We start from the raw sequence: 13,256 nt of genomic DNA, 5'->3' as shown, positions 1-13,256 counted from the left end.
ATCAGGCCTCGTGCGCGCGCAGGAAGCGGAAGAACTCGACGCCTTCGCGCAGACGGCGCTTCATCATGTCCCAGCTGGTCAGCATCTCGCGGACGATCTCCCAGATCTTCGACGGACGGAAGTAGAACTCGCGATAGAACTGCTCGAGGTGGTGATAGATCTCGTCGCGCGACAGGTGCGCGTAGCCGATCGCCGCGAGCTGCACGCCTTCCTTGCTCACCAGGTTGATGGTCTTGTTCTCTTCCATCCAGCCGTTTTCGACGGCCTGCTTGTAGAGCGTCGTGCCCGGATACGGCGCGGCGAGCGACACCTGGATCGTGTGCGGATTGATTTCCTTCGCGTACTCGATCGTCTTCTTGATCGTTTCCTGCGTCTCGCCCGGCAGGCCGAGAATGAAGGTGCCGTGGATCTTGATGCCGAGCTTCTTGCAGTCCGCGCTGAAGCGGCGCGCGAAATCGGTGCGCACGCCCTTCTTGATGTTCACGAGGATCTGGTCGTCGCCGGATTCGAAGCCGACCAGCAGCAGGCGCAGGCCGTTTTCCTTCATGACCTTCAGCGTCTTGTACGGCACGTTCGCCTTCGCGTTGCACGACCACGTCATGCCGAGCTTGCCCAGACCGATGGCGATCGCTTCGGCGCGCGGCAGGTCGTCGGTGAAGGTGTCGTCGTCGAACATCAGCTCCTTCACTTCCGGCATGTTGTCGCGGATCCACTTCGCTTCCGCCAGCACGTTCTCGACCGAGCGCGTGCGATAGCGATGGCCGCTGACCGTCTGCGGCCACAGGCAGAACGTGCAGCGCGACTTGCAGCCGCGGCCCGTGTAGATCGACACGTACGGATAGTTCAGGTAGCCGATGAAGTAGTTGTCGATCTTCAGGTCGCGCTTGTAGACGGGCGCGACGAACGGCAGCTCGTCCATGTTCTCGAGGATCGGGCGCGCTTCGTTGTGCTCGATCGAGCCGTCCTTCGCGCGCCAGCTCAAGCCCTTGATCTCGGCGAACGGCTTGCCTTCCGCGAGTTCCTTGCAGGTGTAGTCGAATTCCTCGCGGCACACGAAGTCGATGGCCTCGCTCGCCGTGAGCGAGTTGTGCGGATCGACCATCACCTTCGCGCCGACCATGCCGACCAGCATCGACGGCTTCATCTTCTTCAGATCCTGCGCGAACATCGCGTCGGTCGGGAACGACGGCGTGCTCGTGTGGATGATCACGAGGTCGTAGTCGTTCGCGATCTTCAGCGTCTCTTCGACCGACAGGCCGTCGGCCGGCGCGTCGACGACGCGGCTGCCCGGCACGAGCGCGGCCGGCTGCGCGAGCCACGTCGGGTACCAGAAGGAACGGATTTCGCGCTTCGCCTGATAGCGCGAGCCGGCTCCGCCGTCGAAGCCGTCATACGAAGGGGCCTGCAAGAACAGCGTTTTCATGAATGCTCCGGTAGCCTGCATAGTTCGATTCGTTTCAACGATTCAGTCAATCAACCGCGGGCCGCCCTGCCGGCGCCCGCCTCTCTGTCATGTCGCGTCGCCCGGCGTGGCCGCGCGGCGCGTCTCGGCCTTCGGGCCGGATTCGATCGGAACCGCGCACGTGGCCGGTTCCGTCGGGAACGCACGTCAGCGGCCGTCCCCGCCTTCCACGGCCGCAGCGGCGCGTTCGCCGCCGACGACCGTCATCCTCGCGCCGCGCCACACGACGTGGGTACCGAACACGGCCGCGAGCCATTCGAGCGCGAGCAGCGTGTCGCGCACCGCGACGAGCGGCAGGTCGCGCCAGAATGCACGCCAGCCGTCCTCGCCGCGCGCGTGCAGCACTAGCCGCCCGAACGCGCCGACGACGGCCGCGCCACCCGCGAGCGTGCCGGCGACCGTGCCGTCGAGGCGCAGCGCCAGTGCCGCGCCGATCGCGAGCCACGGTGCGGTAAACGTAATGAACAGGAACGCGAAGCCGGCCGGATTCAGCGAACGGATCGTGCGCAGCCAGCGCGTTTCGCGGTGCCAGAGCGGCCCGAACGACGGCTCGATCACGTCGGTCGCGACCTCGACCTCCGACAGCACGGTGCGCCGCCCGAGGCGGCGCGGCAGCTCGGCGAGCCAGAAATCGTCGGCCAACTCGTCCTTCAGCGCGGCGAAGCCGCCGATCCGGTCGAGCGTGTCGCGCGTGAGGGCGAGCGTCGCGCCGAAGCCGAAGCGGCTCGAGCGGCCGAGGTGCGTAATCCGCACCGACGGCGCGAACCACGCATCGACGAACTGCGCGCCGATCCGCGTCCAGAACCCGCCGACGCTGCGCGCATGATACAGGCACGTGACGACCCCGACCGATGCATCGGCGAGCGGCGCCGTCACGCGCTCCAGGTAATCCGGCTTCACGGCAATGTCGCTGTCCGCGATCACGATGCGGCCATATTTCGCGCGTGCGGCCAGATTGATCAGGTTGCTGACCTTCAGGTTCTTGCCGTGCACGCGCGCATCGACCACGAGCGTGATGTCGCATTCCGGATAATCGGCGCGCAGCCGCTCGACCACGGCGATCGCCGGATCGGCCGCCGACGCGACGCCGAACAGCACTTCATGGCGCGGGTGGCGCTGCTCGCAGAACGTCGCGAGGTTTTCGTACAGGTGCGGCTCCGCGCCGCACAGCGGCTTGAGCACGCTGACGGGCTCGAAGCCGTCGCGCGCGGCGGTGCGCGGCGTGCGCGGACGCGGCGCGAACGCCGCCACGAGCGCATAGCCGGCCGCGGCCAGCGTGAACACGGTCAGGAGCCAGTCCAGCAACGTGACGGCCGGCGTCATGCGCGACGCCCTCCGGCCACGCGCGCGCGCTGCCGATCGATCGAACCGGGTTGAACGTGATTGGGTATTCCGACAGCAACGAACGCGGGCACGACCCGACTCCTTGTTCCAGCAGCGTCTGTGTAATGGGGAGGCACGGCCCATTCCCTGAAGGCGGCCATGCCCGGCTTCGCGTCGCACATCCTCGCGCGATGCCCGGACGGGATGCGGGAAGATTCGAATGGCTACCATCGGCACAACATGGACAGGCGCCGGATTTTAACAGCCCGCGCCCACCCGCGCTCGGATGCCTCGCGAAACGGACTGGTGCGATTTCGGCAAAGCTGCGCGGCCGACGAACCATTCCGGTGCGACCTCGTTCACGCTAGCGTAAGCGCTTTGCAGGCATATTGCAGTCTTGAAAATCAAACGTTTCGTGGAATTTTGTACGTCGATGCAAAGACATGCCCAATCGCCGTAAAGATTGGTAATTATTCGGCGATTACATCGATTCTTGCAACGATCGTCGGGCCCGACCTTGCACCCCTGAAAGGCGCATGGGTATCGACGCGTCGCCAGCGCGTTCCGGAACCCTTTGGCAAAATCGTCGGCATCTGTTGCGCATGCGCATCACCGCGCCCCTCCCCTTCGAAGGCCATCCGATGATTCCGTTTTCCGTACTCGACCTCGCCCCCATTCCCGCCGGCGCCGACGCCGCCCAGGCGTTCCGCAACACCGTCGATCTCGCGCAGCACGCGGAGCGCCTCGGCTACCGGCGCTACTGGCTCGCCGAACACCACAACATGCCGGGCATCGCGAGCGCGGCGACCGCCGTCGTGATCGGTCATGTGGCGGGCGCGACGAAGACGATCCGCGTCGGCTCGGGCGGGATCATGCTGCCGAACCATGCACCGCTCGTGATCGCCGAGCAGTTCGGCACGCTCGCGTCGCTGTATCCGGGCCGCATCGACCTCGGGCTCGGCCGCGCGCCGGGCACCGACCAGACCACGTCGCGCGCGCTGCGCCGCGACCTGATCGGCAGCGCCGACTCGTTTCCCGACGACGTCGCAGAGCTACAGCGCTACTTCGCGGAACCGGTGCCCGGCCAGCGCGTGCGCGCGGTGCCCGGCGCGGGGCTGGACGTGCCCGTGTGGCTGCTGGGTTCGAGCCTCTTCAGCGCGCAGCTCGCCGCGATGCTGGGGCTGCCGTTCGCGTTCGCGTCGCACTTCGCGCCGGACTACCTGATGCGCGCGCTCGAGCTCTATCGCGCGCAGTACCGGCCGTCGGCCGCGTGGCCGAAGCCGCATGCGATGGTCGGGATCAACGTGTTCGCGGCCGATACCGACGACGAGGCCCGGCGCCTGTTCACGTCGCTGCAGCAGCAGTTCATCAACCTGCGCCGCGGCACGCCGGGCAAGCTGCCGCCGCCGGTCGACGTGCTCGAGGCGACCGAGTTCGAACTCGCGAACGTCGCGCACGCGCTGTCGTTCGCGGCGGTCGGCTCACGCGACACGGTGCGCGACAAGCTGCGCGACCGGATCGCGCAGACGGGCGCGGACGAAGTCATCATCACCGCGCAGATCTACGATCACGCGGCGCGGGTGCGCTCGTTCGAACTGGCCGCGCAGATTCGCGACGAACTCGCGACCGAAACCCGCTGACCGGCGCGGCCCGCCCGCGCAGGCGTCACTGCGGGTGCACCGCAGCCAGCCCGTCGAGCAGCGCCTTGTGGAACGCGTCCGGATCCTGGATCTGCGGCGCGTGCCCGAGCGCGGGAAATTCGACGAGTTGCGCGCCGGGGATCGCCGCCTGCGTGCGCTTGGCGAGTTCCGGATAACGACCGAGCTTCGCGTGCACGTCGGGCGGCGCCACGTCCTTGCCGATCGCGGTCGTGTCCTTGTCGCCGATCAGCAGCAGCGTCGGCACGCGGATCGCGCCGAGTTCGTACACCACCGGCTGCGTGAGGATCATGTCGTAGATCAGCGCGGAATTCCACGCGACCGCGTCGCGCCCCGGGCCGCGATACATGCCGGCGAGCATCTGCACCCAGCGCTCGTAGGACGGCGCCCACTTGCCCGCGTAGTAGGTCGCCTGCTCGTAGCGGCGGATTCCGTCGGCCGTCGTCTTCTGCTCGCGTGCATACCAGTAATCGACCGACAGCGGCGGCACGCCGAGCGCCTTCCAGTCCTCGAGGCCGATCGGGTTCACCAGCACGAGCTGCTCGGTCGCCTTCGGGTACGTCAGCGCGTAGCGCATCGCGAGCATCCCGCCCGTCGAATGGCCGACGATCGTCGCCGACTTCACGCCGATCGATTCGAGCAGCGCATGCGTGTTGCGCGCGAGCTGCTGGAAGCTGAACTGGTAGCGCTCGGGCTTCGACGACTTGCAGAAGCCGATCTGGTCCGGCGCGATCACGCGATAGCCGGCGCGGCTCAGCACGCCGATCGTGTCCTCCCACGTCGCCGCGCAGAAGTTCTTCCCGTGCAGCAGCACGACGGTGCGCCCGTTCGGGTGCGCCGGCTGCACGTCCATGTACATCATCTCGAGGGTTTCGCGCTGGGACACGAACGCGTAGCGGTGCACCGGCTCGGGATACGCGAAGCCTTCCAGGCGGGGGCCGTACGCGGGCCCGTCGTTACCGGCCGGCGCCGGTGCGGCAGCCGCGGCCGCCGTCACGCATGCGGCGACGGCACCCGCGCCGAGCACGGCGGCGCGCGCGAGGGACAACATCTTGCAAATCGAAGGCATGGCGCTCACGGTAAGGGGAAATGCACGCGGGCAGCCAGACGGCTGCGCGCCCCGCGATTCTACGCGGTCAGGCTGACGACGGCGCGCAACAGTCGATCGCCGCGCGACTTTCGCGCATGCGACGATCTCGGGTATCTTGTGACGTGACCCTGAAACGCCTGCAGGCGAACGCACATGAAAAACGTCCTCAGCATTCAGTCGCACGTCATCTACGGGCACGCCGGCAACAGCGCGGCCGTGTTCCCGATGCAGCGCCTCGGCGTCAACGTCTGGCCGCTCAACACCGTCCAGCTGTCGAATCACATGCAGTACGGTCACTGGGCCGGCAGCGCGATCGACGCCGCGAAGATGGAGCAGCTCGTCGACGGCGTCGCGGCGATCGGCGCGCTCAAGCGCTGCGATGCGGTGCTGTCCGGCTTCGTCGGCTCGCCGGCGCAGGCGCGCGCAACCGTCGAGATCGTGCGCTCGGTGAAGGCGATGAACCCGAACGCGTGGTACTTCTGCGATCCGGCGCTCGGCCAGACGGGCGGCATCCGGCCCGAGCCGGGCGTCGAGGAATTCATCGTCCAGGAGATGCCGGCGCTCGCGGACGGCATGTCGCCGAACCACACCGAGCTGCAGAAGCTCGCCGGGCGGCGCATCGAGACCGTCGCCGAAGCCGTCGACGCGTGCCGCGCGCTGATCCGCCGCGGCCCGAAGATCATCCTCGTCAAGCATCTGCACGACCGCAACAGCCCGGCCGACCGCTTCAACATGCTCGCCGTCACCGAGACCGAAGCGTGGATCGGCCAGCGCCCGCTGTATGCGTTTCCGCGCCATCCGGTCGGCGTCGGCGACCTCACCAGCGCGATCTTCGTCGCGCGCCGGCTGCGCGGCGACTCGGTGCGCGCCGCGTTCGAGCACACGCTCGCGGCCGTGCACGCGGTCGTGAAGGCGACCTACGATGCGCGCCGCTACGAGCTCGAACTCGTCGCCGCGCAGGATGAAATCGCCCGCCCGAGCGAATGGTTCGGCGCGTGGGTCACGGACGCCTGACGCCCGCGCATCGCCGCCGGCCCGCTTCTCGGGCCTTTCCCCCGCGCCGCCCCTGCCTCTCGCGTCGCTCTCCGCAACCCGATCGTCGGCGCCGCGCCGTGTGCGTTCCGTCCGATTGCCGTGCAAACGTTTTCGGACTTCACATGAATGACACCGAATCCCCGCTATGCTCGCGGCGGCACGACCGGCGCAGCCGCATCCTGCACCGTTGACGCGCCCGCTTTTTTCCGCATGTCCCGCCAACCGGCTCCCCCTTTAACGCACGATAACGACCATGACCCGATCGAACCGTCGTGACTTCCTGCGCGTTGCCGCCGGCACCGCCGGCGCCGCCGCGCTGAACCTGTTCCCGCCCGTGATCCGCGATGCGCTCGCCATTCCCGCGAACCGCCGTACCGGCACGATCCGCGATATCGAACACATCGTGATCCTGATGCAGGAGAATCGTTCGTTCGACCATTACTTCGGCACGATGCGCGGTGTCCGCGGCTTCGGTGACCCGCGCCCGCTACGCCTCGCGAACGGCAAGTCGGTGTTCCATCAGCCGGTCGGCCCGGCCGAGCTGCTGCCGTTCCACCCGGGCGCCGACAAGCTCGGCCTGCAGTTCCTGCAGGACCTCCCGCACGGCTGGCAGGACATGCACGCCGCATGGAACAAGGGCCGCTACGACCAGTGGGTGCCGAACAAGGGCACCACGACGATGGCGTACCTGAAGCGCGACGACATCCCGTTCCACTACCAGCTCGCCGACGCATTCACGATCTGCGACGCGTACCACTGCGCGATCCCGAGCTCGACCGACCCGAACCGCTACTACATGTGGACCGGCTACGTCGGCAACGACGGCACGGGCGGCGGCCCCGTGCTCGGCAACGAGGAAAAGGGCTACGGCTGGACGACCTATCCGGAAGTGCTCGAGCAGGCCGGCGTGTCGTGGAAGATCTACCAGGACGTCGGCACGGGGCTCGACGCGAACGGCTCCTGGGGCTGGACGCAGAACCCGTACATCGGCAACTACGGCGACAACGCGCTGCTCTACTTCAACCAGTACCGCACCGCGCTGCCCGGCACGCCGCTGTACGACAAGGCGCGCACCGGCACCAACATCAGCGCCGGCGGCACGCTGTTCGACATCCTGCAGCAGGACGTGAAGAACGGCACGCTGCCGCAGGTGTCGTGGATCTGCGCGCCGGAAGCGTACTCGGAACACCCGAACTGGCCGGCGAACTACGGCGCGTGGTACATCGAGCAGGTGCTGAAGGCGCTCGTGTCGAATCCCGACGTGTGGAGCAAGACCGCGCTGTTCATCACCTACGACGAGAACGACGGCTTCTTCGACCACGTACAGCCGCCGTTCGCGCCGCAGTCGCGCGACAACGGGCTGTCGACGGTCGCGACGACCAACGAGGTATTCGCCGGCGACGCATCGCACATGGCCGGCCCGTACGGGCTCGGGCCGCGTGTGCCGATGCTGGTGGTGTCGCCGTGGACCAAGGGCGGCTGGGTTTGCTCGCAGACCTTCGATCACACGTCGCTGCTGCAATTCATCGAAGCGCGCTTCGGCGGGCAATACGCGGTCACCGCGGCGAACGTGTCGCCGTGGCGCCGCGCGGTGTGCGGCAACCTGACGTCTGCGTTCGACTTCGCGAGCCCCGACGCAAGCTGGCCGCAGCTCCCGGACACGAGCGGCTACGCGCCGCCCGACCGCAACCGTCACCCCGACTACATCCCGGTGCCGCCGGTCGTCCAGCACCTGCCGAAGCAGGAGGCCGGCCTGCGTCCGGCGCGCGCGCTGCCGTACGAACTGTTCGTGCATGGCCGGATCGACAACGCGAGCGGCCAGTTCCGGCTGACCTTCGCGAACACCGGCACCGCGGGTGCGGCGTTCCAGGTTCAGGCGCGCAATCGCGTCGACGGCCCGTGGACCTACACGGTCGAGGCCGGCAAGCGGCTCTCGGACACGTGGAGCCCGGCGCCGTCGCTCGGCCTGTACGACCTCGACGTGTACGGCCCGAACGGCTTCTATTGCCACTTCCGCAGCCCCGCCGCGTCGGCGGTCGGCCCCGCGAGCGTCAATCCCGAGGTGATCTACGGCTACGACGTCGCGAACGGCAACATCACGCTGCGCCTGATGAACCGCGGCCACAAGACCGTGCGGCTCAAGGTGACGAACGCATACGGTCACGGCCATGCGCGTGAGTTCGAGCTCAAGCCGGGAACGCACGTCGACGACTACTGGGACCTGCGCGGCAGCAACGGCTGGTACGACCTGACCGTCACCGACGGCAAGCCGCTCGGCTTCCAGCGCCGCTTCGCCGGCCACGTCGAAACCGGCCGCCCCAGCACCAGCGACCCGCTGATCCGCACGACCGCGGCGCACGACGACGCCGAAGCCGCATCGGACGCGCTGTCCGACTGACGGCCCTCATGACGCGGCGCGGCCCCGGCGGGCCGCGCCGTGCCCGTACCCGCACCGCCGCCGTTGTCCCGCCTCCCTGCCCGCCGCGCCCGCGACGGGAAACTCCCGATACCGGCCGCCCGCGCTCGCGTGGAAGCTATGCGCAAATCCGCATCGAATGCGCGGCAAATCGCCAAGACCCGCACATATCGGCGACCTATATATCGAGGCGATCGGGGCTCCTCGCAGAGCCTGACGGGAGATTCTTCCGGGAAGCACCAACATGCCGACCTCCCCGCCCGATTCCGAGAAGCGGTCGAACCGCCCGCCCGTCGCACGCATCCGGCCCGCCGGCTGCGTGCGGTACCCACCCGCTGGTGTAAGAACAAGAGGAACGAAGATGAAATTCCGTCATTCCCTGTTGTCGGTATCGGTCGTATCCGCGGTAGCTCTCCTCTCGCAACAGGTCGCCCAGGCGGCCGACTCGACCGACGTCAAGATCGGCTTCGCCGCGCCGCTCACCGGCGTGAACGCCGGTTACGGCAAGGATCTCCAGAACGGCGTGCAGCTCGCGCTCGACGACGCGGCCGCGCAGAAGATCCAGATCGCCGGCAAGCCCGCGCACTTCAACCTCGTCGTGCAGGACGACCAGGCCGACCCGCGTATCGGCGTGCAGGCCGCGCAGGCGCTCGTCGACCAGAACGTGTCGGTGGTGGTCGGCCACTTCAACTCGGGCACGACGATCCCGGCGTCGGTGGTCTACGACAAGGCCGGCATTCCGGTGATCGATCCGGCCGCCACCAACCCGACGCTCACGTCGCGCGGGCTCGCGAACATGTTCATGGTGATCGCGACCGACGGCCAGAACGCCGGCAACGCCGGCAAGTACGCCGTGGACGTGACCAAGGCGAAGCGCATCGCGATCATCGACGATCGCACCGCGTTCGGGCAGGGCGAGGCCGACGAGTTCGAGAAGGCGGTGAAGGCAGCCGGCGGCAACATCATCGGCCGCGAGTTCACCAGCAACCAGGCGGTCGACTTCCGCGCGCAGATCACGAGCCTGAAGGGCAAGAACCCCGACCTGATCTTCTTCGGCGGGCTCGACTCGCTCGCCGCGAACTTCATCAAGCAGATGCGCCAGCTCGGATTGAATGCGCAGTTCGTCGGCGGCGGCGGCGTGAAGGACAACGAGTTCATCAAGATCGCGGGCCCGGCCGCGGAAGGCGCGATGGCGTGGGAATACGGACGGCCGCTCGACGAGCTGCCGCAGGGCAAGGATTTCGAGCAGCGGTTCAAGAAGCGCTTCGGTGTCGACGTGCTGTCGTATGCGCAGTTCGGCTACGACGCGGCGTGGGCGGCGATCAAGGCGATGCAGGCGGCCAACTCGACCGATCCGAAGGTCTATCGCCCGGCGTTGAAGAAGATCGACTTCGAAGGTGTCACCGGCCGCATCTCGTTCGCGAATGATGGCTCGCTCAAGAGCGGGATGTCGACGCTTTATCAGGTGAAGAACGGTGCGTGGAAGACCATCGTGACGAAGGGAGGCTGATCGGGCGGAGCGGCGGCCCGGGTAGCCGGGCCGCCGCCCCGGCGCGGGCGATGGCGCGACACCGCCTCGCCCTCTTTGGATGATGCGCGTACCGGCGGATGCGCAGCCGGCAATAAAACGATCGGCACAATTGGCGCCGACCTCATACGACGACTGATGTTTCGACGATATTCACCTTGACCCGCGGCGATGCGCGGGCCGCGCGGGGGAGCGTCTCGTCAGCCCGCCTGCGTGTCGCGCTCCGCCTCGGCCGCCTCGTGCGCACGGCGCAGCCGTTCGCGGCTGTTGGTCAGGTGCGTGCGCATCGCGGCGCGCGCGGCTTCCGGGTCGTGACGCGCGATCGCTTCGTAAATGTCTTCATGCTCGTGATTGAGCCGGCCGACATAGCGCTCGAGGTCGTCACCGGCAAAACGCGCGGAATTCACGCGCGTGCGCGGAATGATCGACGCGCCCAGCTGCGTCATGATGTCGACGAAGTAGCGGTTGCCGGTGGACTGCGCGATCTGCAGATGGAACTGGAAATCGAGCTGCGCGGTGTCGCGGCCGCCGCCCGCCCCCGACGCGATCGCATCGAGCGCACGCCGCAGCGCGGCCAGGTCGGTATCGTTCGCGCGCTGCGCGGCGAGGCTCGCGCATTCGCTTTCGAGGCTGATACGCAGTTCGAGCACGGCAAGCACGTCGCGCAGCGTCGTGATGGTCGCCGGATCGATGCCGAGCGTCTGACGGCGCGTCGGTTCGAGCACGAAGCTGCCGATGCCGTGGCGCGTCTCGATGAGGCCGCTCGCCTGCATCCGCGAGATCGCTTCGCGCACGACCGTGCGGCTGACGCCCTGCGCCGCCATGACTTCGGTTTCGGTCGGCAGCTTGTCGCCGGGACGCAGCGTGCCGTTTTCGATCTGCGCGGTCAGCGCGTCGACGACATCTTGTGCGAGGCTGCGTGCGCGACGGCGCGGCGCTGCGGGAAGCGTGGGCACGGACATGAGGCCGGTTCCTTTTTGAATGATCGTAATGTGAGCCGAGGGTTTACGCGGGGTTTGAGCGAACGCCGATGATTCATTATACTGCGTCACAAGTCATCCGACGACTGATGATCGCGACACGGATCTCCTGTTGACCGCGGCCGGCGCACCAGCGCCTGCCGGGTCCCGTGGTTCGCGATCGGCCGGCATTCGCGCTTGCGCGCGGCTGCCGGCGTCCGGTTTCACGGTCGGCCGAAGCACGCCATCCGCGCTTGCTCTGGTCTGCCGCGACGCCGGCATCGAGCGGGTCGCCCTCACCCTGTCGGGTTGCCGTCGACATGCGGGCTTGCGTGCCGCGCACGTCGGTTGTCGAATGATCGCACCTCCCGCCGCGCGCGGCAAAGCTTTTGCCGCACGGCATCGCCCACTCTTTCGCCATCGCCGCCATGAACGCCGTCACTGCCTCGCCTACCCACGACACGCCACGCATCGTCGAGCTGCAAGCCATTCCGGTCGCCGGCCACGACAGCATGCTGCTCAACCTGAGCGGCGCGCACGGCCCGTTCTTCACCCGCAACCTCGTGATCCTGAAGGACAGCGCGGGCCGCACCGGCGTCGGCGAGGTGCCGGGCGGCGAAAGCATCCGCCGCACGCTCGACGATGCACGCGCGCTCGTCGTCGGCCAGCCGGTCGGCAACTACCATGCGGTGCTCAACGACGTGCGGCGCACCTTTGCCGACCGCGACGCGAGCGGCCGCGGGCTGCAGACCTTCGACCTGCGCACCACGATCCACGCGGTCACCGCGCTCGAAGCCGCGCTGCTCGACCTGCTCGGCCAGCATCTCGGCGTGCCCGTGGCCGCCCTGCTCGGCGAGGGACAGCAGCGCGAGCGCGTCGAAATGCTCGGGTACCTGTTCTACATCGGCGACCGCAAGCAAACCGCGCTGCCCTATCGCGACGGGCGCGACGCGACCGACGACTGGACACGCGTACGCGACGAGGCCGCGCTCACGCCCGAGGCGGTCGTGCGCCTCGCCGAAGCCGCGCATGCGCGCTACGGGTTCAACGATTTCAAGCTGAAGGGCGGCGTGTTCGAAGGCGCACGCGAGGTCGAAGCCGTGACGGCGCTCGCCGAGCGCTTCCCCGACGCGCGCGTGACGCTCGATCCGAACGGCGCATGGTCGCTCGACGAGGCCGTGCGGCTGTGCCGCGACCTGCATCACGTGCTCGCGTATGCGGAAGATCCGTGCGGTGCGGAAAACGGCTACTCGGGCCGCGAGGTGATGGCCGAATTCCGCCGCGCGACCGGGCTGCCGACGGCGACCAACATGATCGCGACCGACTGGCGGCAGATGGGCCACGCGGTGCAGTTGCAGGCGGTCGACATCCCGCTGGCCGATCCGCACTTCTGGACGATGCAGGGCTCGGTGCGCGTCGCGCAGATGTGCCGCGACTGGGGCCTCACGTGGGGTTCGCATTCGAACAATCACTTCGACGTGTCGCTCGCGATGTTCACGCACGTCGCGGCCGCCGCGCCCGGCCAGGTTACCGCGATCGACACGCACTGGATCTGGCAGGACGGCGAACGGCTGACGCGCGAGCCGCTGAAGATCGAGAACGGGCTCGTGGAAGTGCCGAGGCGTCCGGGCCTCGGCGTCGACATCGACATGGATGCGGTCGCGCGCGCGCACGAGCTGTACAAGCAACATGCGCTCGGCGCGCGCGACGATGCAGCCGCGATGCAGTATCTGATTCCGGGATGGACGTTCAACAACAAGCGCCCGTGCCTCGTGCGCTGAGCGC

Annotated in this window: 9 protein-coding genes; 5 read left to right on the top strand and 4 right to left on the bottom strand. The window is 67.9% G+C overall.

The features are described 5' to 3' along the window. Position 1: 1 nt before the first annotated feature. Both hpnJ and hpnI read right to left on the bottom strand, forming a co-directional pair. A complete protein-coding gene (gene hpnJ, locus WS51_RS16140) occupies positions 2-1,444 on the bottom strand; it encodes a hopanoid biosynthesis associated radical SAM protein HpnJ (RefSeq protein WP_315970400.1) in 1,443 nt (480 codons plus the stop codon). Between the two features lie 165 nt (positions 1,445-1,609). Beyond that, positions 1,610-2,785, bottom strand: a complete 1,176-nt coding sequence (gene hpnI, locus WS51_RS16135; RefSeq protein WP_059502821.1) for a bacteriohopanetetrol glucosamine biosynthesis glycosyltransferase HpnI — start codon at positions 2,783-2,785, stop codon at positions 1,610-1,612. A gap of 641 nt (positions 2,786-3,426) precedes the next feature. On the opposite strand from hpnI, the gene WS51_RS16130 reads away from it, so the two are divergent. Then, positions 3,427-4,425, top strand: a complete 999-nt coding sequence (locus WS51_RS16130) for an LLM class flavin-dependent oxidoreductase (RefSeq protein ID WP_069229991.1) — start codon at positions 3,427-3,429, stop codon at positions 4,423-4,425. A gap of 25 nt (positions 4,426-4,450) precedes the next feature. Here the strand turns inward: WS51_RS16130 and WS51_RS16125 are convergent, their stop codons facing one another. Further along, positions 4,451-5,512, bottom strand: coding sequence for an alpha/beta fold hydrolase (locus WS51_RS16125; RefSeq protein ID WP_059447656.1), 1,062 nt, complete (start codon positions 5,510-5,512; stop codon positions 4,451-4,453). A 174-nt stretch (positions 5,513-5,686) separates the two neighbouring features. On the opposite strand from WS51_RS16125, the gene pdxY reads away from it, so the two are divergent. From pdxY to WS51_RS16110, 3 genes are all read left to right on the top strand, one after another. Beyond that, positions 5,687-6,547 (top strand): pyridoxal kinase PdxY, encoded by an 861-nt coding sequence (gene pdxY, locus WS51_RS16120; RefSeq protein WP_059447657.1) that lies wholly within the window; start codon positions 5,687-5,689, stop codon positions 6,545-6,547. Between the two features lie 274 nt (positions 6,548-6,821). Next, positions 6,822-8,966 (top strand): phosphocholine-specific phospholipase C, encoded by a 2,145-nt coding sequence (locus tag WS51_RS16115; protein WP_059771660.1) that lies wholly within the window; start codon positions 6,822-6,824, stop codon positions 8,964-8,966. Positions 8,967-9,345: 379 nt separating this feature from the next. Next, a complete protein-coding gene (locus WS51_RS16110; protein WP_059447659.1) occupies positions 9,346-10,494 on the top strand; it encodes a branched-chain amino acid ABC transporter substrate-binding protein in 1,149 nt (382 codons plus the stop codon). 218 nt (positions 10,495-10,712) lie between these two features. Here the strand turns inward: WS51_RS16110 and WS51_RS16105 are convergent, their stop codons facing one another. Further along, complete coding sequence (locus tag WS51_RS16105) at positions 10,713-11,474, bottom strand: FadR/GntR family transcriptional regulator (RefSeq protein ID WP_059502827.1); 762 nt, start codon at positions 11,472-11,474, stop codon at positions 10,713-10,715. A 425-nt stretch (positions 11,475-11,899) separates the two neighbouring features. Between WS51_RS16105 and gudD the strand changes: the two genes are divergently transcribed. Continuing rightward, positions 11,900-13,252, top strand: a complete 1,353-nt coding sequence (gene gudD / locus WS51_RS16100) for a glucarate dehydratase (protein WP_060297600.1) — start codon at positions 11,900-11,902, stop codon at positions 13,250-13,252. The last annotated feature ends 4 nt before the right edge of the window (positions 13,253-13,256 follow it).

Source organism: Burkholderia territorii, assembly GCF_001718335.1.
In the GTDB taxonomy this organism is placed as follows: Bacteria; Pseudomonadota; Gammaproteobacteria; order Burkholderiales; family Burkholderiaceae; genus Burkholderia; species Burkholderia territorii.
Note: the sequence above shows the minus strand (reverse complement) of the source record. Positions and strands in the feature narration are given on the sequence as shown.